Annotated in this window: 24 protein-coding genes; 8 read left to right on the top strand and 16 right to left on the bottom strand. The window is 58.1% G+C overall.

Annotated elements, in window-relative coordinates; all coding sequences use genetic code 11:
* Positions 1 to 284: 284 nt before the first annotated feature.
* The 12 genes from ACNOHI_RS05645 to ACNOHI_RS05700 form a co-directional block, all read right to left on the bottom strand.
* Entirely contained in the window at positions 285 to 701 is a 417-nt protein-coding gene (locus ACNOHI_RS05645; RefSeq protein ID WP_420473670.1) for a DUF411 domain-containing protein, read from the bottom strand.
* Between the two features lie 40 nt (positions 702 to 741).
* On the bottom strand, positions 742 to 1,239 hold the full coding sequence (locus ACNOHI_RS05650) for a protein-disulfide reductase DsbD N-terminal domain-containing protein (RefSeq protein ID WP_420473671.1): 498 nt from the start codon (positions 1,237 to 1,239) through the stop codon (positions 742 to 744).
* 103 nt (positions 1,240 to 1,342) lie between these two features.
* Entirely contained in the window at positions 1,343 to 3,148 is a 1,806-nt protein-coding gene (locus ACNOHI_RS05655) for a DUF3141 domain-containing protein (RefSeq protein ID WP_420473672.1), read from the bottom strand.
* 44 nt (positions 3,149 to 3,192) lie between these two features.
* Positions 3,193 to 3,483, bottom strand: coding sequence for a hypothetical protein (locus tag ACNOHI_RS05660; RefSeq protein ID WP_420473673.1), 291 nt, complete (start codon positions 3,481 to 3,483; stop codon positions 3,193 to 3,195).
* Positions 3,484 to 3,515: 32 nt separating this feature from the next.
* Positions 3,516 to 4,196, bottom strand: coding sequence for an L-2-amino-thiazoline-4-carboxylic acid hydrolase (locus ACNOHI_RS05665; protein WP_420473674.1), 681 nt, complete (start codon positions 4,194 to 4,196; stop codon positions 3,516 to 3,518).
* Between the two features lie 51 nt (positions 4,197 to 4,247).
* A complete protein-coding gene (locus ACNOHI_RS05670; protein WP_420473675.1) occupies positions 4,248 to 4,646 on the bottom strand; it encodes a hypothetical protein in 399 nt (132 codons plus the stop codon).
* Positions 4,634 to 5,101 (bottom strand): hypothetical protein, encoded by a 468-nt coding sequence (locus ACNOHI_RS05675; protein WP_420473676.1) that lies wholly within the window; start codon positions 5,099 to 5,101, stop codon positions 4,634 to 4,636. Before ACNOHI_RS05675 ends, ACNOHI_RS05670 begins: the two co-directional genes overlap by 13 nt.
* A 30-nt stretch (positions 5,102 to 5,131) precedes the next feature.
* Positions 5,132 to 7,510, bottom strand: a complete 2,379-nt coding sequence (locus ACNOHI_RS05680) for a heavy metal translocating P-type ATPase (protein ID WP_420473677.1) — start codon at positions 7,508 to 7,510, stop codon at positions 5,132 to 5,134.
* Positions 7,511 to 7,525: 15 nt separating this feature from the next.
* Positions 7,526 to 8,194 (bottom strand): methyltransferase family protein, encoded by a 669-nt coding sequence (locus ACNOHI_RS05685; protein ID WP_420473678.1) that lies wholly within the window; start codon positions 8,192 to 8,194, stop codon positions 7,526 to 7,528.
* Positions 8,191 to 8,484, bottom strand: a complete 294-nt coding sequence (locus tag ACNOHI_RS05690; protein ID WP_420473679.1) for a DUF2933 domain-containing protein — start codon at positions 8,482 to 8,484, stop codon at positions 8,191 to 8,193. The genes ACNOHI_RS05685 and ACNOHI_RS05690 overlap by 4 nt, the downstream gene beginning before the upstream one ends.
* Before the next feature lie 156 nt (positions 8,485 to 8,640).
* The gene (locus ACNOHI_RS05695; protein WP_420473680.1) at positions 8,641 to 9,042 is read right to left on the bottom strand and encodes a hypothetical protein; all 402 of its coding nucleotides are present in this window, start codon (positions 9,040 to 9,042) and stop codon (positions 8,641 to 8,643) included.
* Between the two features lie 156 nt (positions 9,043 to 9,198).
* Positions 9,199 to 9,405: a heavy-metal-associated domain-containing protein gene (locus ACNOHI_RS05700; protein ID WP_420473681.1), complete on the bottom strand. Its 207-nt coding sequence runs from the start codon at positions 9,403 to 9,405 to the stop codon at positions 9,199 to 9,201.
* 376 nt (positions 9,406 to 9,781) lie between these two features.
* Here ACNOHI_RS05700 and ACNOHI_RS05705 point away from each other — a divergent pair, with 376 nt between their 5' ends.
* The 8 genes from ACNOHI_RS05705 (at position 9,782) to ACNOHI_RS05740 (ending at position 16,349) form a co-directional block, all read left to right on the top strand.
* Positions 9,782 to 10,204 carry a hypothetical protein gene (locus ACNOHI_RS05705; protein ID WP_420473682.1) on the top strand — a complete coding sequence of 141 codons (423 nt, stop codon included), beginning with the start codon at positions 9,782 to 9,784 and terminating at the stop codon, positions 10,202 to 10,204.
* A gap of 96 nt (positions 10,205 to 10,300) precedes the next feature.
* Positions 10,301 to 10,630 carry a hypothetical protein gene (locus ACNOHI_RS05710; protein ID WP_420473683.1) on the top strand — a complete coding sequence of 110 codons (330 nt, stop codon included), beginning with the start codon at positions 10,301 to 10,303 and terminating at the stop codon, positions 10,628 to 10,630.
* Positions 10,631 to 10,632: 2 nt separating this feature from the next.
* Positions 10,633 to 12,054 carry a TolC family protein gene (locus ACNOHI_RS05715; RefSeq protein WP_420473684.1) on the top strand — a complete coding sequence of 474 codons (1,422 nt, stop codon included), beginning with the start codon at positions 10,633 to 10,635 and terminating at the stop codon, positions 12,052 to 12,054.
* 15 nt (positions 12,055 to 12,069) lie between these two features.
* Positions 12,070 to 13,467: a multicopper oxidase family protein gene (locus tag ACNOHI_RS05720; RefSeq protein WP_420473685.1), complete on the top strand. Its 1,398-nt coding sequence runs from the start codon at positions 12,070 to 12,072 to the stop codon at positions 13,465 to 13,467.
* Between the two features lie 40 nt (positions 13,468 to 13,507).
* Positions 13,508 to 14,020 (top strand): cupredoxin domain-containing protein, encoded by a 513-nt coding sequence (locus ACNOHI_RS05725; RefSeq protein ID WP_420473686.1) that lies wholly within the window; start codon positions 13,508 to 13,510, stop codon positions 14,018 to 14,020.
* Between the two features lie 6 nt (positions 14,021 to 14,026).
* Positions 14,027 to 14,467, top strand: a complete 441-nt coding sequence (locus ACNOHI_RS05730; protein ID WP_420473687.1) for a DUF411 domain-containing protein — start codon at positions 14,027 to 14,029, stop codon at positions 14,465 to 14,467.
* Between the two features lie 22 nt (positions 14,468 to 14,489).
* Positions 14,490 to 14,840 carry a copper-binding protein gene (locus tag ACNOHI_RS05735; RefSeq protein ID WP_420473688.1) on the top strand — a complete coding sequence of 117 codons (351 nt, stop codon included), beginning with the start codon at positions 14,490 to 14,492 and terminating at the stop codon, positions 14,838 to 14,840.
* A gap of 207 nt (positions 14,841 to 15,047) precedes the next feature.
* The gene (locus tag ACNOHI_RS05740; protein WP_420473689.1) at positions 15,048 to 16,349 is read left to right on the top strand and encodes a type II restriction endonuclease; all 1,302 of its coding nucleotides are present in this window, start codon (positions 15,048 to 15,050) and stop codon (positions 16,347 to 16,349) included.
* A gap of 21 nt (positions 16,350 to 16,370) precedes the next feature.
* Here the strand turns inward: ACNOHI_RS05740 and ACNOHI_RS05745 are convergent, their stop codons facing one another.
* The 4 genes from ACNOHI_RS05745 to ACNOHI_RS05760 form a co-directional block, all read right to left on the bottom strand.
* Positions 16,371 to 17,003, bottom strand: coding sequence for a hypothetical protein (locus tag ACNOHI_RS05745; protein ID WP_420473690.1), 633 nt, complete (start codon positions 17,001 to 17,003; stop codon positions 16,371 to 16,373).
* 689 nt (positions 17,004 to 17,692) lie between these two features.
* Positions 17,693 to 18,676 carry an ATP-binding protein gene (locus tag ACNOHI_RS05750; RefSeq protein ID WP_420473691.1) on the bottom strand — a complete coding sequence of 328 codons (984 nt, stop codon included), beginning with the start codon at positions 18,674 to 18,676 and terminating at the stop codon, positions 17,693 to 17,695.
* Entirely contained in the window at positions 18,676 to 20,646 is a 1,971-nt protein-coding gene (locus ACNOHI_RS05755) for a hypothetical protein (protein WP_420473692.1), read from the bottom strand. Before ACNOHI_RS05755 ends, ACNOHI_RS05750 begins: the two co-directional genes overlap by 1 nt.
* Entirely contained in the window at positions 20,643 to 21,329 is a 687-nt protein-coding gene (locus ACNOHI_RS05760; RefSeq protein ID WP_420473693.1) for a hypothetical protein, read from the bottom strand. Before ACNOHI_RS05760 ends, ACNOHI_RS05755 begins: the two co-directional genes overlap by 4 nt.
* Positions 21,330 to 21,390: the final 61 nt, after the last annotated feature.

A 21,390-nucleotide genomic window follows, 5' to 3' on the forward strand; every position in this document is an offset into this window, starting at 1 on the left:
AACAGCATTGAGCGGTATAGGGCAGCAACCAGGACGGGCTGGTCAATAGCAAGAATGCCTCTGTCTTGCGACCGTAGCTGTCGGCCGCCTGGAAGTCGGACGTCAAGCTCGTGCCCTGCTGGCGAGAACAGGCTGGAGGCCAAGGGGTATCTCAGTGTAGGGCCGAGTATGGAGGTCGCAAGCTCCGCCAATTAGCGGAGCAACGCACCGCCTCCCATTAGTCGAGTCATGAAAGTGCCAGCACTGCTATCGCCGGAGTTCCATGCTCACGGAAAGCGCTACGATCAGTCCCTGGAGAACGACCTTCCTGCGAAATCATAGGTGATCAAAGTACCGTCCAACTTGCCCATGCCAGGAGAATTTATTGGCATGCCCGGCGCTGTAACGCCTTTGACATCGCGGCGCGCAATTAGCTTATTGATCGCATTGGCTGGGACGTGCCCTTCGATCACCTGCCCGCTCTTGTCCACGACCGCGGTATGGCACGAGCCCATCGACTCGGGGACCCCCAGCCTCTTCTTGACTGCAAACATGTCGTCCGCATTGATCGCCTTAACCTGGAAACCCGATGCGCGCAGGTGGTCCACCCAGCCTTCGCAGCAACCGCAATGCTTGTCCTTGTAGACCGTGATCGCTTCGCCTGCGCCATAGGCGGCGCCGTAAGCCGCAGCCAGCAGTGCAGTCAACATCCACTTCTTCATTTCAGCTCCTAAAAAATCGAATTCCTCGCATCCCTGACCTTTAGGGCAACACGAGGTTCACCGCTTTTTCGATAGGCGGATAACAAACGCCCAGTCTTTCGTGACACCCTTGGTAGGCGGCGACCAACGTGACACGGCCTGCGTTCGCCGGACGACTCATGGTTATTTCGACCGGCACGGCCTTTCGGTAGACTTCAGTCTTGCCGAATATCTGGTCATTCTTCATTTCACCGCTGGGCAGCTTCACCGTGTTCACCAAGACGCCACTGCCATTCTTGAACGCGAAGCGGATTTTTTCCTTGTACAGGTAATATCCTTTGGCCGGTACCAATTCGGCAACCACCGTATTCGGCCCCTTGACCGTCACCTTCATCTGAAACGCCAGGTCCGGCTCAATCAATTCCTCCTCGCTAGCACTGGAGAACAAGGAGGCCAGCCCCTTGTTCGTTGCAGGAGCGTTAGTTTGCTGCGCATGCGTCGATGAGACTTGCGCCAGCATCAGTATGGACAGGGTGGCAATCGCAAATGTTTTCTTCATTCTGAGAACTCCGATAGCTATTCAGGCTACATATTACGGTCATGCAATAAGCATGCCCTCTCCATATGGGCAGGGTTGAGGATGTCGGTGAAGCGCACTCCTTTCAGTCGCGCCCATAGACGATCGTAAACATTTGTTCGGAGACTGCATCCCTCAAGCGCCGATAGCTGTCCAGAGATTGGGAAATCGCATCGCTCGCCCTGCCCTCCATCGTAACGAACGCGTTGTCCTCATCGGCCGTATTTCGGGCAGCTTCAACTAAGGGTGCCATTAACCTGACGAGCTGCATTGCGGGATTGAGTTTTTCGGAGAACATGAGGACGCGCGTGCGCATCGGATGCATCCATTTGAGCATTTCGGCACTCAGGGGATTGGCGACCGCCGTGACCCAGGGACTGATCATCAGCCGGTACCAGAGTTCATTCCATTGCGAGACGGCGTAGACATTTTCAAACGCATGCATCGGATAAGGGAAGCGGATCTGCTCGACCTGCCGTTCCTCGAATCGCACCAAGTATTGCGGTTTGCGACAATCCGGATCTCCGGTCGTGTTCACGATCTTCATCTCGTACAAGCCCGGCGGCAGCGCCTCCAGTTCCCCAATACTTTCGAGGATAGCCCGGTGTTCCAGCCGCGCGACCGCCGCAGAAACGAAGATGCCCAGATGCCCAACGTGGGGATTGAGCAGGTAGACGATGCGCTGGCTGGCGGCCTTCAGCTCGGCTGTCGTCGGGTAGACGCTCGGAATCCAATTCAGTGCCTGGTGCGGCGGCGTGATGTTGTCGCCGCCGGACGCAAAGATCACCAGCGGATTGCACACCCGCTTTAGGTCCACATAGCACCCGTGGCAAATCTTCATCAGGCCGCGTTCCAGCTTGTTTCCGATAAAAAGATTCTCGACGATGGCCAGGATCTCGTCCCGGCTCAGGAAGTAATACCCGGACCACCATCGCTCGAATTCAAGGAACCGTTCGCGCCCGGTGTCGATGTGCGTAAACACCTGGTAATTCTTATCCCACAGCGTATTTGCCGGATTCAGGTTCTCGAAGTTCTGGACGAGCCAGGCACCGTCCAGCCGTCCGTCTCCGAGATCGGCCAGTAGATGGGCAATCCATCCGCCACCGATCAGACCGCCAGCCAGCCGCATAGGATTCACGTCGGACTGCCCTGCCCAGTACGACAATGGAGATCCATTGAGCACCGCCGGCCCCGCCAGGCCCTCGCATCCGGCCGCCAGCAACATGACCGCCCAACCGGCCTGGCAATTGCCGTAAAGGACCGGGGCTTTTCCGCCATGGCGTTCGCTGACCGCTTCGACAAAGCGACGTAATGCGTAAAGCACGTCGGCCAGCGTCTGACCAGACTCCGGCATTGGGAAGAAAACCACAAAGTACGTGGCGTGCCCCTCTTGCAACGCCATGCCCACCTCGGATTCGCGCTTGAATCCCCCGATGCCCGGGCCATGGCCAGCGCGAGGATCAACGATGATCACTGGCGGTTTTTTGTCGTCAATGCAATCGGCCGCTCTGTTACCGTGGCAGCCAGTAATGCGAAGCAACGCATAGTTCGCCGGCCTTGGGAACCGGCGCGCATCGAGGATCGTTTCGTAGTCGAAGTCGAGCAGCGGCGGTAGACCCGACTCTTCGTGCGCAAGCATGTTATTGGCGCGCTCGCGCAGCGTGTCGAGGAACAAGACGCTGCGCTGCCAGCGGTCGATCTGGTAGCGCCATGCTTGCTCCCACATGGCTTGAGGTTGCGGTCGAGCGTGTTCCGGCTTGTCGGACTGCGCAGGTCGTGGAGCTGTGTGGCGTGCTGTCGTCCGCACGGCATCACCCGGCCGTGCTGTTGCGCGCAGCCTGCTTGCACTGCGCTTTGTCGTGCCGTCCGACGGCCGGCTATCGGTTCGCATTAATTATCTCCTGTCTTGCTGCGGCATGCCGTTCCTGGCATGCCCTACCTCGCCGGCACCGAGATCCGGTAGCCGATGTAAAGAACCAAAATCGCGAGCAAGACCCAGCACACGCCTTCCACCACGATCGCCCATCGCGGTTCGGCCAGCCCCTCGGTCCGCTCAAGTCGTCCTTTCTGGTACATTGCCCATCCATGCGTTGCGACGCCGAGTAACAGTGCCGGCACGGCAAACGATTCGAGCCAGCGGGCGAACAGCAGCGCGAGCCCGCCGCCGAGAATCCCCGCCCCCAGCCCGCCCAGCAAGTCCATCCTCTTGATTCGGTCCTGATTCACATTCGATTCCCTCATTCTTGTTCAGTCCCCTGTTACCGCTGGCCGCCATCCTGCAACCTGCGGTTATAGACAAACGTGCAGCGGCGGGCGCCGCGCGCAATCGTATTCGGCACCTCAGACCCGCGGTGAAACTGCATTTCCGGTGAATATTCATTGAAAACCGTTTCGTCGGACGCGCAGAACGCCTCCGCCAGCTTCGCATTCCCCATGTCGCGAAACGCCTCGAAAAATCGGCAGCGTGTGATATGCAGCGATACCTGGTTTTCGCTGTACAGGATTCCGTCGTTCTCGTTGTTCCGGATAAAGCCCTCACGGATCTGGGCTTCATGCTCCTGATGAAACCACTCCCATTTGCGCGGTACGCCCGCCGGCGGAAAATATGCTTGCCGTTGCACGGCATTGCCGAGACCGTAAATGAAACGGTGCGCTGCCCGGTACGCGACCTCCTCCCCGAATCGATCGCGCAGGCGGTTGTACAGTACGCCGACCAGCAGGAACGTGCGTTTCACCTCTCGCAGCCCGTCGTCGTCGGTCACACGCGCAAACTGCTTGCGGTAATGGGGCGCGGCAAACAGCATGCCGATGATGAACGGCACGCCATGCCAGCCAAGCAAAGGTCCGAGGACACCGTTGAGCAGACGTGGCACGACGCCGGCAAGAATCGCCAGCCGGCGCCTTTTTTCCCGCCAGGGGTTGAGACTTACCCGTGTCATCGATGTTTCCATGGCTGATTCCCCTGTCGCCGCTCCACCTTCCACAGGGCCCTATTTCAACGACCAATTGAACGAGCGCGGCTTTGATTCGCCCGCCCGGTCTATGCGCAAGTCGAGGCCCGCAGGTGTCGGTTGAATTGCGTTAAACCGCAATACGCCCTCCCGATGATGGCCGCCCGGCGGATCTCCCTTCCATTCAAGCGGGCTGACACTCGTTCCTCCGGCCGGAACAAGGACGGCACTCTTCATCAGGTCATCCTTCAATTCTTGCGAGTGCGTGTCGAACACCACGTCGAACTCCCATACGTCGCCCTGCAGGCCGCGTGGCGTCGCCTTGACCGTCACTGCAGATTGGGTACTGCTCAACATCGGAAGCGGCGGTGCCGCCGACACGGAAGCGCATGCCGCGATTGCGGTAGATAGGACGATTGCGCGAATTATGCGAGACATTGTTCATGCTCCTTGGTTGCTTTGAAAACCTTGCTTCCGATGTAGCCGATACCGGCCAGGTTCAGCAGCAGGCCGATCCAGAAAAACTCCACCTGATACTGTGCGGCGAACGCGACCAGCCCGCTTGCACCCAAGACCGGCGCGACATTGGCGAGATAGTGTGCGCAACAGGAAATCATCGCGGCCGTCGACGTGGTTCCCGAGGTGGCGACGACTGCACCGGCATCCTTGGACAGGTTCACGATTTCGCGCAACCGAATGAAAAGTGCCACCTGGAGCGCAAAACCGGCGGCAAGCGGCAAAACGTAGAACCAGAACTGCCCGAACTGGTCGATGGCAAAATCCCAGCCGGACAGGATCGACAGCGTGCCGAAGTACACGGCAAGTAACAGGGCACCTGCACCGACACCGAGCGCAACTGGACGGCCGGAACCACGTAATGTGTGCATAGTCATGATCCTCTCCTTGTGTCGCGTTGACCTTCCCTACTCTTTGGTGCCACGCAAACGAAGCGCGTTGGCGATGACCGACACCGAGCTCAGGCTCATGGCCAGCGCTGCCACGATCGGCGACAGCAACTGCCCGGTGAACGGGTACAGCAAGCCGGCGGCAAGCGGGATCCCGAGCGCGTTGTAGACGAAAGCAAAGCCCAGGTTCTGCCGCATATTGCGCACCGTCTCGACCGACAGGTTGCGCGCGCGGGCGATCGCCCGCAGGTCGCCCTTGACCAGCGTGACATGGGCACTGTTGATCGCCACATCGGTGCCGGTTCCCATCGCAATGCCGACGTTCGCCTTGGCCAGCGCTGGTGCATCATTGATGCCGTCGCCGGCCATCGCCACCACTTTCCCTTCCTTCTGCAGGCGTTCCACCAGCACCAGCTTGTCCTGCGGTTTCACTTCGCCATGCACCTCGTCGATGCCGAGGCGCTTTGCGACCGATTTTGCGGTGGTTACGCCGTCACCGGTCGCCATGACCACCCGCAGGCCGGCTTCCTTCAACACGCGCAAAGCCTCTGGAGTGGTGGTTTTGACAGGATCCGACACCGCGATGAGCCCGACCAGTTTCCCGTCAGCGGCGAGGTACATCACGCTGGCGCCCTCATTGCGCAGCGTCTCCGCCTGCTTTACCAGCATGCGCCAGTCGACTTTCTCAGTGTCCATCAAGGCCGTGTTACCCAGCGCAATGCGGCGGCCGGCTACCATCCCGCGCACCCCGATGCCACTCGATGATTCGAAAGTATCTGGCTTGTCGAGGGCAATGCCGCGCCGGCGTGCTTCATCGACGATCGCATGCGCCAGCGGATGCTCACTGCCCTGGTCGATGCTGGCCGCAATTTGCAACACGTCTTCGTCGCGGTATCCAAGTGCGGCGACCACGCGGTCAAATGCGGGTTTTCCTTCTGTCAGCGTGCCAGTCTTGTCCACGATCAGGGTATCGATCTTGCGCATCCCCTCGATCGCGGCGGCGTCGCGGAACAGCACGCCTTGCGTTGCCGCGCGGCCGGTGGCGGCCATGATCGACATTGGCGTGGCCAGTCCTAGAGCGCACGGGCAGGCAATGATCAGGACCGCTACAGCGTTCAGGAAACCGAACAGCCAGCCGGATTGCCCACCGAACAGCCCCCAGACGACCAGCGTCAATAGCGCGATACCGACCACGACGACCACGAAGTAGCCAGCAACGACATCGGCCAAGCGCTGCATCGGTGCACGCGAGCGCTGCGCGTTGGCAACCATCTGCACGATCTGCGACAGCATGGTCTGCGAACCGACCTTTTCCGCACGCATGATGAGGCTGCCGCTGGTGTTGATGGTCGCGCCGATCAGCTTGTCGTCCGCACGCTTGGTAACCGGAACGGGTTCGCCGGTCAGCATCGATTCGTCGACCGCACTTTCCCCTTCGAGCACGGCGCCGTCGACCGGCACTTTTTCACCCGGGCGCACGCGCAGGGTATCGCCAATATGCACGTGCGTAAGCGGCACGTCTTCCTCGCTGCCGTCGCTGTTGATCCGCCGCGCGGTCTTTGGCGCCAAGCCAAGCAACGCCTTGATCGCTGCCGACGTCTGGGAGCGCGCCTTCAGCTCCAGGATTTGCCCGAGCAGGGTCAGCGACACGATTACGGCTGCCGCTTCGTAATACACCCCAATCCGTCCTTCAGCGGCATAAACGGACGGGAACAGATCAGGCGCAATGGTTGCGGCGACGCTGTACGCATAAGCGGCACCCACCCCGGTGCCGATCAATGTCCACATGTTCGGACTGCGGTTTTTCAGTGACGCCAGCCAGCGCACGTAGAACGGCCACGCCGCCCAAACCACGACCGGTGAGGCGATGACGAACTCGATCCAGCTTTGCGCAGGCAAGCCGCCATGCATCAGCTTGTGGCCGAACATCGCAATGATTACGGTCAGAATTGTCAGCGGCAGCGTCCACCAGAAGCGCTGGCGAAAATCGGTCAGCTCGGGATTTTCTTCTTCGTCCAGCGCCGGCATCACTGGCTCCAGCGTCATCCCGCATTTCGGACAGTTGCCCGGCGTCGGTTGGCGGATTTCCGGGTGCATCGGGCAGGTATAGATCGTTCCCTCGGGAACGGGCTCGGGATGCGCCACCGGGGCCGGGGCAATGTATGCCTGCGGGTTGGCGCGGAATGTGTCCATGCACTTGGCACTACAAAAGTGATACGAAGCGCCGTCGTGCTCAATGGTCTTTTCCGGGTTGGCGGCCACCTTCATGCCGCACACCGGATCGATGTATGGCTTGTCGGCCTTCACCGGCGTTGCGGCGTCGCGGGCTTCACCATGCACATGGTGGTCGTGATGATGTTCGTGGTGAGCATCATGCGGGCGGGTCCTGTCGTCCATGTTGTTCTCCATTTTTTACCGAGGGCTGACGTTCGTGCCCGTCCTCCCGATGGCCGGTATGAATGCCGGCGTACGCTGCCGGTATGCTTCATACTCCCTGCCGAATTCCGCGACCATATCCTGCTCCTCCCGTTTCGCAAGACGTGCGTACACGACAAGCAGGATCGGGAACATGACCAGGGTCACCAGCGTCGGCCATTGCAGTAGGAAACCGAACATGATCATCACGAAGGCGATGTATTGCGGGTGGCGGATCCGCGCATAGGGGCCGGTAACAGCCAACTGATGCGCGCGTTGCGCCTTGTACAGCACGTCCCAGGAAGCCGCCAACAGCAGGAAGCCTGCCGCGATCAGAATATTGCTGGCGAGGTGGAACGGCCCGAAGTGCGGATTGACGTTCCACCCCAACATGGTTTCCAGCAGGTGGCCAGCGTCGTGCGAGAGGAAGTCGATGCCTGGGAAGGTTTTTGTCAGCCATGGCATCAGCAGGTAGATGGTCAGCGGAAAGCCGTACATTTCCGTAAATAAGGCCACCAGGAATGCCGAGAACGCGCCGAACGAACGCCAGTCTCGCGGGCTCTGCGGCTTGGCAAAACTGAAGGCAAAGATGATGAAGACCAGAGAATTGAGGATGACCAGCGTCCACAATCCGTAGGCCGGTACTGCGTCATGTGCGGCGTTCATGATTGCTCCTTTCCATGATCATGCTTATCCGAGGGTAAGCTGCTAACGTTTGCCGCTCCCGAATCCGTGCGCGTATCACCGTGCCGGTGCGAGCCACCATGGCCGCCATGCCCGTGGAACAGATGCATCAATGGGCACGCAAGAATCAGCAGGTATGGAAGTGCGCCGTACAGATGCGCGCGATGCTCAGTAATCAGAAAGAAACCGCCGACCGCAAGAAAGCCGATCAGTATCCATTTCGTCCGGCTTGAAAGCCCCGGTTTGCCTTCGTGTTGGTCGTGGTGTGCCATGTGACTCTCCCGTTGCACTGTTCAGGTCTGCCCTGTCTGCGCAATGCATGGTATGACAGGGCGGCGAGGAACGACGATTGCCGTGGCCCGGATTCGTCGTGTAATGGGGGGTACGGATACCACCCTTTGCACGGCGCTCCGGCGGCGATTCTCGTGCTATAGGGTCAGACGTGTGGTGCGCAGGGATTGCGCCTGGACGGGAAGACCTTCGTCTTTGGGGACGGGCAGCGCGTGCTCGTCAGGAGGATAGAAGACTGGAAAATAGGCGGCGATAAAGTACGTCAGGAACTGCATGTCCGGCGCCTGGCCGGATGCTTCCTTGACCACAGGGGAAGCCTGCAAGTCGCAAGCAGCCTGGCACGGCTCATGGCCATCGCCGGCATGCCCCGCTACGTGTCTGTCGCCGTCGCTGTCCATTGCCATGACGGCGCCTTCGTGGTGGTCCATAGCGGCCGGGATGCATCCATAAGCGCTGCCAACGGTGAGAGCAAAAATCCAGCCCAGCAGCACGAATACTGCAGCGGAACGATACTGGCGGATTTTCGCGAAGGCGAGCATGGTGTATGTACCGGTTGTCCTCGTGTTTATGCTACGGATTGCATTCGAAAAGTTGTTTGACTTGCATCAAGGTTCTCCAAATGCCCTGTACCTTCCAAGCGTTGCCGGTCCGGCTTACCCAGCGCGGCCGGCAACTGGCGTGTCGATGGCGTCAGGCTAATCTCGCACGCAAGCACGCGCCGGATATCCGGCCTGCGTGATGGCCGATACGACCACGTCGACGTCAAGATCGCTTTCCACATGTACGGTCTTGTTTCTGAGGTCGACGTTCACCTTCGCAGTATCGTCGACAGCGAGCACTGCCCTCGTCACACGCGAAGCACAGCCACCGCACGTCATTTTTTCCACTTGAAGTTCATACATGGCAGGTTCTCCCTTGTTGACTGTATCTATACGTTAGACCTTCCCGCTATGGGAAGGTCAAGGAAGGTCAAGACCTTTCTTGAGATGTGCTGGTCCGCGCAGTCCTTCCGCCAAGCATTCCGTCATCGTGCTACGCCCACGAGAGTGCCTTGAACGACCGCTACACTATCCGCATTTTTCCCGGTTCAGCCCAACATTACAAAGATGTAATCAAACTGTCAGGTTACGGACGTGTTCTTTCGATACACTTTAGGGAAAGCAAATGCCTTGAGCACGTCGGAACCTTCCCATGCCGGAAGGCTGTCGAACCCCATAAACCCGTAGAGATTTCGTCTTACCTGCAGGCCCTGCTTCCGATCGTCTGCTGGATCAAATAATGAACCGTTTCCTCAAGACATTTTTGATATGGATACTGGCCGTCATGTTCCCGGCCCAGGTTATTGCGTCCTCGGTCAAGATGACTTGCGGGCCCGGTTCGCACATCCCGTCGCAGAGTGCGGCCGAGTTGCCGCATTCTCATCACGAACCTGATGCTGATCATGCGCGTCATCATCACGATATGGCTGGTGCGAGCGAGGAGATGTCCAGTTCGGACTCCGCGGACGTGGCCAGCAAGTTCAAGAGTTCCTATTGCAGCGCCTGTGCTGCCTGTTGCATTGGTGCCGCCGTCACATCGGCGGTGCTCGAGTGGACGCCGTCTAGCAGTAGCGCGTTTGCACCCGTCATCACATATGTTTCTTCATTTAACGGCTTCATTCCCCCCGGCCTCGAACGGCCACCCCGCCCCATAGCCGTCTGATCTCTAGGTTTGCCCTGGCCAAAGCCTGCAGTGGCTGTCGCTCGGCGTATTGATCAACCGCGCAATCTCGCGCCTGTTTGAGATTCAAAGGAAACCATGCCACTTGGACGCTGGATGGCGATTGCCATGCTGGTTGCCGCGTCTGTCGCTGCGACCGCGCAAGAAAACTCCCGTACAGCGGATCCGGCCGACCCGACTGCCGCCGCTGCCCCTTATCGCTACGAATCGGCATTCAGCCGCTACCAACCGATGCTGGAGACGGAAGAATCTCCGGCACAAGCATGGCGTGCCGCCAACGATGAGATGGGAAAGCTCGGCGGCCACGCAGGCCACCTAGAAGGTACTGAGACTGCAGCGGAACGCGTTGCGCCCGCGCATTCCGGGCAGGCACACCACGGCATGGACCATCAAAACAAAGGAAAGTAAGGATGCGCCTACCCGGTATACACACACAACGCCTGAAGCCGGTCGTGCTCGCCTTGTCGGCGGTGCTATTGAGCGGCTGCGCGACGTTTTCCAGCGATGGCGGCCTCGATACCGTCTCCTCGCTCACCAAAGAGCGCACGGGTCAAAGCGTGCTCCAGGCAAAGACGGATGCCGATACGACCGCAATCGATAAGACCCTCAACGAGCTGCTCGGCAAGCCCTTGACGCCCGATGGGGCCGTGCAAGTTGCATTGTTGAACAACAAGGGTTTCCAGTCCTCCCTGGCGGAGCTGGGAATCGCCGAAGCCGACCTGGTACAAGCCGGTCGCATGCGCAATCCCAGCTTTTCGTTCAGTCGGCTGCGGGAAGGACATGACGTCGAGATCGAGCGCAGCATCATGTTCGACCTGGTCGGATTGTTGACGATCCCGCTGCGCACCAATATCGAGAGCCGCCGTTTCGAACAGGCCAAACTGCAGGCCGCGGTACAGGCGGTCCGGTTGGCCGCCGATACCCGCAAGGCGTACTTCAATGCCGTCGCCGCGCAACAAACCGTGCAGTACATGGACCAAGTGCTGACTGCGGCGGAGGCCGGCGCCGAGCTGGCCAAGCGCATGGCCAGGGTCGGCAACTGGAGCAAGCTAGACCAGGCGCGCGAACAAGCGTTCTATGCCGACGCAGTCGCGCAGGCTGCCCGCGCGCGCCATAACGCGGCTGCAGCCAGGGAGCAGCTGACCCGTTTGCTCGGATTATGGGGAAACAGGACAGCCTACCAGCTGCCCGAACGCTTGCCGGACTTGCCGAAGGCACCTAAGGATGTGTCCGACATCGAGGCACAGGCGATGCAGCAGCGGCTGGATGTCCAGATGGCCAAGCGCGACGCGGAGACGACCGCGGCGGCACTCGGTTTGTCAAAGGCAACCGGGTTTATCAACGTGCTGCATGCCGGTTACGCCAACAAGAGCGAGACCGACGCGCCGCGCGCGAACGGGTATGAAATCGAGCTGGAACTGCCGATCTTCGACTGGGGACGTTCCCGGACCGCGAAGGCTGAAGCGATCTATATGCAATCGGTGCACCGTACTGCAGATGCCGCGATCCGTGCACGCTCCGAGGTACGGGAAGTCTACTCCGCCTACCGTACCTCGTACGACCTCGCGAAGCACTATCGCGATGAAATCGTGCCTCTGCGCAAGAAGATCTCGGACGAGATGCTGCTGCGCTACAACGGCATGCTCGCCAGCGTGTTCGAGCTGCTGGCCGATGCGCGCATCCAGGTCAACAGCGTTAATGCCGCGATCGAAGCCCAGCGCGACTACTGGATAGCCGACACCGACCTGCAGATGGCGATCAATGGCAGTGGTGGCGCCTCTGCCCCGATGCGCGGTGGTGCCGCGCCTGCCGACGCCGGCGGCGGACACTGAAGGAAAGGAACAGGAATGGTTTCACGCAGAGATTTCTTTATGGGCGCCGGTGCGGTGGCATTGGGCGCCGGTCTGGTCAGCAAGGCCGGTGCCGCCTCGCTGCCGGAAGCGCCGTTGATGAGCGATGCGACCACGCAGCCACCGCTCATGCCGTCCACCGGACGGCCGTACAACCCGGTTGTCACGCTCAACGGCTGGTCCCTCCCCTGGCGCATGAACAACGGCGTCAAGGAATTCCACCTGGTCGCAGAACCCGTGGTGCGCGAACTGGCGCCCGGGATGAAGGCGCATCTGTGGGGCTATAACGGGCAGTCGCCGGGACCGACGATCGAGGTGGTCGAAGGCGACCGCGTGCGCATTTTCGTGACCAACAAACTGCCGGAGCACACCAGCATCCACTGGCATGGCCAACGGCTTCCCAACGGGATGGATGGCGTGACAGGACTCACGCAGCCGGGCATCCCGCCCGGGAAAACCTTCGTCTACGAGTTCATCGCCAAGCGTCCCGGCACTTTCATGTACCACCCGCATGCGGACGAAATGGTGCAGATGGCGATGGGCATGATGGGTTTCTGGGTCACGCACCCGAAAAATCCGAACTTCATGAAGGTCGACCGGGACTTTGTCTTCTTGCTCAACAACTTTGACATCGAGCCTGGCAGCGCCACGCCGCGCGTGAACACAATGCTCGACTTCAACCTGTTTGCCTTCAACAGCCGCGTCTTCCCCGGCATCGATCCAATGGTCGTGCGCCAGAACGATCGGGTGCGCATCCGTTTCGGCAACCTGACGATGACGAACCACCCGATCCACCTGCACGGTCATGAATTCGTTGTCGCCGGCACTGACGGCGGCTGGACAAATCCGGCGTCGCGCTGGCCGGAGGTAACGGTCGATGTTGCCGTCGGCCAGATGCGCGCTATCGAGTTCGACGCCACCGATCTCGGTGACTGGGCATTTCACTGCCACAAGTCGCATCACACGATGAATGCGATGGGCCACGATGTGCCGACGATGATCGGCGTGGACCATCGCGGCGTCGTGGAAAAGATCAACAAGCTGGTCCCTGATTACATGGTGATGGGCGAGCGCGGCATGGCCGACATGGGCGAGATGGAAATGCCGCTACCGGACAACACGCTGCCGATGATGGGCGGCCAGGGGCCGTTCGGCGGCGTCGAAATGGGCGGCATGTTCACGGTGGTGAAGGTGCGCAAGGACCAGAAGCCCGGGGATTACAAGGATCCGGGCTGGTACAAGCATCCGGCCGGGACTGTGGCGTACGAGTGGAAAGGCCCCGTACCCGAGCCGACACGCAGCAAGTCACCAGGCGGCCAGCTGACGGCACCGACGAACAAACCGGACGGCGTTGAACTGAAGGCACGCAAGCCTTCCGGCCACGGCGGCCATTAATTGCCGAACCGGAAAGAAATACACATTTTGGAGGACCCAATTGAAGAAAGCATCTACCCACATTTTTGCCGCCGCCATCTTCGTTGCGTTGTCTGCAGCCCTGCCCGCTGCAGTGCAAGCCCACGGTGAGACCGATTCCGTAGCCAAGGTGAACACGGAAATTTCGGCCGAAGAGCACGGATTCGGCAAGCAAGGCGATCCGAAGAATGTAACCCGCACCATCGCCATCGACATGAGCGACAGGATGCGCTTCGGCCCGTCTGAAATCACCGTCAAGGAAGGAGAAACCATCCGTTTCGTGGTTACCAACAAGGGAAAAATGCTGCACGAAATGGTGATCGGCACCATGGATGAGCTGAAGGCACACGCCGAAATGATGAAGAAGCATCCCGGGATGGAGCATGACGAACCCTATATGGCGCACGTTGGCGCGGGCAAGAAGCAGGAACTGGTTTGGCAGTTTACCAAGGGGGGAGAGTTCTACTTTGCCTGCCTGATCCCCGGCCATTTCGAGGCCGGGATGCTCGGAAAAATCAAGGTTTTGAAAGGATAAATGAAGATGAAACGCATGTTGGTGCAGGCCCTCCTGACCGGAGCCCTCGGCGTCCATCTGGCTGCCGGCGCGGCTGCTCCTGTCATTGAGGTCTACAAGAGCGCGAGCTGCGGGTGCTGCACCGAATGGGTCAAGCATCTGGCGCGCAACGGGTTCACGGTGAAGGCGCAGAACGTCGCGAACCCCTCCGACTACCGTGAAAAGTTCGGTCTGCCGCAGGCGCTCGGCTCCTGCCATACCGGCATGGTTGCCGGCTACGCGCTGGAGGGGCATATCCCCGCCGACGACATCAAGCGCCTGCTGGCGGAGAAACCGAAGGCCAAGGGATTGGCCGTTCCGTCGATGCCGCTGGGTTCTCCCGGCATGGAGGGACCGCGCAAAGACCCGTTCGACGTACTACTGGTCCACGCCGATGACCGTTACTCGGTGTACCGGCATTACAACTGAAACTGAATTGAAAGGAGCTCAAATGAACACACTTGCAAAACTCACCCTGGCCTCGACTTGCCTGATCGCGATGCCCTTCACTGTACAAGCGGCTTCATCGCATGACTCGCATCACGGAGGCATGCAGATGACTTCGGCGGATGCTGCCGCCCAAATGACGGATGGCGAAGTGCGCAAGGTAGACAAGGATGCCAAGAAAATCACGATCAAGCACGGGGACCTGAAAAACCTCGGCATGCCGCCGATGACCATGGTTTTCCAGGTAAAGGATCCGGCGATGCTCGACCAGGTTAAGGCCGGCGACAAGATCAGCTTTGTCGCGGATAAGGTCGGCGGTCAGTTGATGGTCACCTCGATCGAAGTGAAAAAATAAATATCGCTTTTCCCCGTGGCCGTCCATGGCGGTCACGGACGGCAAACGGGACCGCCATGCCGTGCCAGTGCGTACACGCTCGTTCGATGCGCGCGACTCGGTGGGTGAATACATCGTGTATCCGTCGCGACTCTGCAGTTTTCTGACCTGCCCTCCCCCAGTACAATAGCGTTCCGGTGTCCAAGAATAATCAAATGGGAGTGGTGAATGGGCAATACGCTCGCAAGGCTCATCGAGCACTGGAAAGCCGATGCACACAGTACCTACAACTCCTGGTTCCTGTGGGAGGAACGGTTAAAGAACTTTCGTTCCATCCGCCGTGGCATCGGACAAGTAGTCCGTGACATCGAGGCGGGGACGTTTGGGAATGCGTATCGAGGATCGTCACTGGAAACGGTAGTGGGGTCGATTGCCGAGCAACGACAGATCTTCAAGGGCGCCGATCACGCATTCCTGTGGAAGCCAAAATTGCGCATTCCAGACATCTACGAAAATTCGGCGAACCAGGCGGCCTTTGCCCGACTACTGCACCACTGCGACTGCTGCGACTCTGCCGATGAGATCATTGCTGCGATCCATAGAATTGATGCACTGGCAATCAAAGGACTGGGCCCGGCCGTCGCCAATTTGCTGTACTTCATCCATCCGACGCTGGTACCTCCGTTTAATACAGCGATCGTCAAAGGCTTCAATGCGGTTACCGGGAGTAACGTGAAGCTTGGGCGGTGGGACCACTACCTGTCCATGCGTGAAGGTTTAATTCGCTTGAACAATAACTACCGGACCGTCTTGTCGAACGACTTAGGCGCCATCGCTGGTTTGATGTTCGATGTCGGGACAGGCCGGTATGCTGCGCCCCCGCGCGCTGACGATGCTGGTGCCGTCCGCGAGTGGGAAGCCGACCTGCAGCGTGTACGAGAAGAGTCTTCTGCGGCACAGCGTCAATGGGAGCTAGCCCGCGAGAGCGACGCTACCCACACCGAAATTCAGGGATGGTTGCGCGACCTTGGCTCGGCGCTAGGGTTCGATGTATGGGTAGCCGCAAACGACCGCGGGCGGGCGTATGGCTCCGGAAAGCTGGGTGACGGATGCCTTTCCCACCTCCCCGAGGGAATCACCGCCGGCATGGATTCGGTGCGCCTCATCGATGTCGTATGGATTACGCGGGGTTCGCATGAAGTTGCGGCAGCCTTCGAGGTAGAACACTCAACCTCCATCTATTCCGGCATCGTGCGCATGCTGGATCTGGCCCTTGGTACTCAAGTGGGCGAAAAGAGCACGCTGTTTTTGGTCGCGCCTGATAACCGGCGGGGCGAGGTCGAACAACAGCTCTGCCGCCCGGCATTCTCGCGAGTGGCGGAGCTGAATATCCGATATCTTCCGTACAGCGGGCTGAAAGAGCACCGCCAGGCGATCACTCGGTTCGGGACCGGAATCAAGCCACTACTCGAAATTTCCCAGGAGCTGAGAAGGAAAGGATTTGTGCCGACCGGCCTGCATAAGACATGAAGATCGACCGAGAATCGACGTTCAATGTAGAGTTCCGGGCTGTGCGGACGCCGGCTGTACTGCGGGATTGTAGGAAAATCGAAATATACGCAGTCTGAGCATTCCTCCAACAAGGTGGAACTGAAAATCAGGAAGCCACGAAAACAACGCCGCCCTCAATATCACTCGGTCGCTGTAGGTCGCACTGGCCGTAAAGTGACCAAGGCGAAGCGCCAAGTCAGCCCTTCGCTCAATTGATGCGTCAATGGGGGTGTCGTTGGGATCAGGCCAAAGGTAAGCCGCAATCCGTTCGGCGCGCCGCAGTTGCACGAATATTCGATATAAAGCGGTGCACGCAACGATTTGCCGCAATTGACGGTAGCATTCGGCCCGCCGAAAAAGTGAGGTCGGGAACAGGTAATCGGCTGGAAACACCCGAGTATCGCCAGCCATGTAGCGGATCAATTGCTCACGTACGGCAATAGCGCCCTTAACTGGATCTGTCCCTCGCTGATATTCGACCTCATCATTCAGGAACCTCGCCTCTGGCGTTCTCGCAGCAGGATTGACACTGAGTTGGCACCGCTCCGATGCCCAAGTTGCCAGGCAACGGTCATCGTATCGCATCAACTGCGCCAATTCATTGTCGAGCTCATCTTGTTCTGTCGGAAGCATGTATTCCCTCACAGAAATCGTGCGAAGAATTGATGAGGAGCGCCATAACGACCGTATAAAGGTCGACCGGTAGCCTGTCATATAGTAGTAGATGTCGGCAATGTGTCTTTCGTGTACATACCACTGCCCCTCGCATTTTCGGGCGGCTTCCGCGAGGCCAGATAGATAGGGCTGAAATGCCGAGAGAATCCGTTGATCCGAAAGCCGCTTAATGTCTGACAGGAATACCGTCCCTTCCGGGTGAATTCGCCTGTCACATGACTTGCACACGTAGATCGCCGACTTCCGGAATTCCGGAAAACCGAAGTAGATCCGACGCTTGCACCACCGGCAAATGTGTTGGAATGGACATCCGTGGATCGGGCACTTTTCCAGTCCGAGTATCTGAGGTAGATCTGAGTGATATCCAGCCAGCAAGCACTCAGGACAGATTTTCACTTCGTCCCGCGGCAATGCCCGGGCGAGCTGGTGGAGGGGTGGCTGCCAGTCTGCTGGCCTGGTCGCATGTATTGCGGCGAAGGCATGCCCCTGCTTTTTTCGTATGTTACTGTCGATCTCTCGAAAGCGGTCGTATGAGGCGTCGTTAATCCAGGTAAGCTTTACAATCAGGGAGTCGTCACTTTCGAAGGGGTGCATAAGGTCTCTGCTCCAGAGAACCGCATGCTTACCTTTACCGAACCAGGGCATCGTTACCCTCCAGGCATTGAAGACATGGAAATTACGACGAGGTGCTTCAGATATCCTGAGTCTTGCAAGATTAGTTTCCACCAATTCTCGGACTTCGCCTGCTGTGACTCTCCTGACGCGGCAAGGGATGTCAATCCCATTTCTATCGTCTGAGTTAGGCTTCGCATCCCAATCACTGGCGAGGCGTTTAGCTGCGAGGCTGCTTTGTCGATCGCCTTCCACATTGGCTGCGCCATTTCACCAAGTCGAAATCCTCGCGCGTACAACTGAGACACATAGGCTGCAGTGATACAGGTGTTGCTATCAGGGGGGAAGCGCATTGCCGTTGGATCGTCAAACTGACGCAAGATATCCGCAAGCTCCTCCTCGCATGAAACGCCCTCAAGGGAAAGCGGGTTCTCGAGAAACCGCCCAATGACGTCCTTGCGCCGCAATCGGATGAGTTCATCGCGCTGCTCAAGCAATTCCGGTTGCCCAACAAGTATCACGGTTGGCGATACGCCATACTTCTCCAGGTGATTGGTCAGGTCAATCAAATAGGAGTATTCATGGGGCTTGATGCGTTGCGCTTCATCCAGAATGATCAGCACGCGGGGATCGTGCGTTTCCGCGCATCGTACAAGGAGGTGCCGGATCATGGCGGTTCGAATGTCGTCGCCATCGCCGAGCACAGGAATGTCAAGGTGCATATCAGTGGCCAGACCTTTGAAAAAGCGCGTGTCGGAGCGCGTTTTTCTATCAACCATGACGGCGTTGACGCATACGACGCTGGGATATTTTCTTCGAATTTCTGAGAGAACGTACCGAATCGTCCGTGACTTGCCGATACGTGACGGTCCATAAATGGCAATACCTGTGGCCATTCGCTCGACCTCTAGACAGACCAGGTCAAGAACATCTTTCATCATAGGCGTGACGACTTCGTAATCACGTTTGCTTGTCGGGAAACGCCCCGCGGGGACTTGTAAGTCGTGAAGACCGTCCATCACTTTCCTCCTCGTTGCTTTTCCGCCGCCAATCGAGCTTCCCTTGCCCGAGCAGCGGCCGTTTTCGTGGTCGCCACCACGACTTTGGGATCCGGCGGGGTTTCGAGCACGACTTTGGCCGTTCCAGTAGCTTGCATATACCGCTGTAGCTCAGTCGCTTCTTTGACGACACCGCCGCGAGGTCGGGCCGCATTTTTCTTTAAGGTCTTTCGTGCCTTCTTTGCGAGTATCGCGCTGATCGGGTCGGAGCTTTCACCATGCTGGCCGAACTTGAGCGACTTATCGCGCATTACTGCGCGCCGTACTTCGCTTGTGTGGTCGGTCGCTCCCCAAAATCCGTCTGCCTGCAACTGGCCAAGCGGAGTACCTTTTAGTTCAAATGCGCGTAGATAGCGCAGGTTCGGAGCAACGTGTGCTGCAATTTTTTCCCCTAGGAGATCGATTCGGCGGGTGAGGATCTCGTTCGTATATTTGACGCCGCCGTAGCTGACATAGAGGTTGGGATTGTCTTTGCTACGCTGCCGCACCGGGCGGTGCACCACATGTTCACCAACCTCAGGATTTTTTGCTGTGGGCGGAGGTATTCTGCGAAGTATTGGACGGTCCACATCCTTTAGAAAATCGTCCAGAACCTGCAACGGACTCTGGTAGAGCAATCCATGCGTCACATCGTTATTGATGTCACCAAGAACCTCGAAGAACGCCTGGCAAAGGTCGTCATGATCAATATCACTGGCTATTGCCTGTTCCGCTGGTGGTAACCTCCGCCCCTTGCCCTTGTCAGTCCCTGTCGTCGATGGAAGTCGATCGAACTTTCCCTTTACCACTCGACTGAATACCCCTTCAATTTGTGGACGCCCGCTCCAGCTACCAAGCGGCCCGTAACAGGTCTGTGCACCGAGACGTGCAGTCACGTTCAAATACAGATCGCTTACATGAATTTTTGCGTTGTCTATATGCGCGACTGACCAGACGCATCCGGCAAGCCGTGGATCGAAATCACAGGCGCGGAATGGCGGTGCCGGCCTGCCACTGGGCAATGTGACAACGTAGTTCGGAATAACCGCCGAACGGATTGCTTCGATTAGCGCAGCCGCTTTCGCTTCCGGGTTAAGGCAAACGGCACCGCCCAGTATGGCGCCTGTTCCTCGATCGACAATTGCTATTCCGACGGGACGTTCTGCAGGAATCTTTTTTGTGACGCCGTCGATGGTGATGCGAACTGTGGCGATTCCGTGGAGCTTGTGCTCGTCAATCTCAACGCGCTCATAAGGCCTCGGACGCTCTCGCCGATGCGGTTCCCCTGACATAACTGACAAGTTCGCAGCTTGATTATTCTCACCGTGCGCTCTTATGTACTCTTCGGGATTTTCTTCTTTGATCCTCTGCACTAACTTGGCAATGCTTGAATAGAGGGGAATTTTTGTATTGAACGGATACTGTGTTTTCTTGTAGCGTCGATTAGTGAGCTCTTCGGTGAGCCATCGTTGAAGAGCCAACACGGACACCTTGCTCTTGTGCTGTTCCAAACTTTTCCCGAGGACGCGCGCTTCGAACTCCGGGTACAACCCTTCAATGATTAGCAGATGCTTTAGGCCTCCTTTACATTGAGGACCTGTAGGCGCAGCGCCGTCCGGAAGCGGCTTTCGCCGAACCTGTTCGTTTACTTGCAGAGATTTGACGAGTGCGCAAAATCCAAGCCGCTCGCCGTCGCCGTCCCGTACCATTGCACGTGCAAGCTGCTCGTGGACCTGTGAAATGTGAATTTTGTAGCGGGCTTCAATAATGGCAACCTTTTCGCCGGCAAGGTAATCGACGATTGCGCCTTCAAATTTCAGATATCGTTTTCTCTCGTCGTCTTCCCATCCACTCGTATCCGGGCGGCGCCAATTCCAAGTATTTCGATCTTCTAGTGCGATATCCCGGCGTGTCACGCGCGGCGTCCGGCGATTAGTTGAGGACGCGCTCATCCGGTAATCCTCGGATGGAGAACGGTCCCATAGCCGAAGAATTTCTTTGATAAGTTCGCGTCAAGCACCCCTTTCTGTAGGAGTCGAAATATCGCAGCGAGGAGAAGAGGCTCACGATCTGGCGGATAAGAGGCAAGAACTTGTGAGACCGTGCATGGCACCTTGTCAACCACAAAGCATACGTCGTGCTCAAAAGGTGCCAGGTCATGGCCGTGGGCCGCCCAAATGTACCCTAGCCCTTCGCGCCAGTTTTGTATGAGAATTCTTTGCTTATTCAGGTCGGTTGTCGTGATCAAGCGCCACTTCGCTTGGTACTTCTCCGCCAAGCTAATCTGCGCGCGCACCTGGTCCGAACCGTTTTCTCGGATCTGTGCGGCCTCGGACTCTGTCTTGACCTCGCGCCATTCGATTTCGCCTGAACGAAGGATGCAGATGGCGTCGGGAATGGTTCCCTGCGGCCCTTCTGATCCCTGTCCCACGAATTTTTCGGACGGGATTGTATAGTTGACAATATTTGGATCGCCTTCCATCCAGATCAGATGGTCGCAGTTTGGAGTCCCCTCGAGGGTAAAGAAGAACCCGCCTTTAGGGGCGAAGCCGGTCCATACGTCGTATTTTCGGCGTCCGCGTTTTTGGATGGCGACACGCAAGTCGGTTCGCCACTTCTTTGCCGGTTTTGACATCGCATGCTCCCAAAATTCGAGCAAAGCGAAACCCGACCTTGACATCTAGTTCTTGTCGAAC

Origin of the sequence: Noviherbaspirillum sp. ST9, assembly GCF_048799745.1 — a bacterium.
Lineage (GTDB): Bacteria > Pseudomonadota > Gammaproteobacteria > Burkholderiales > Burkholderiaceae_D > Noviherbaspirillum.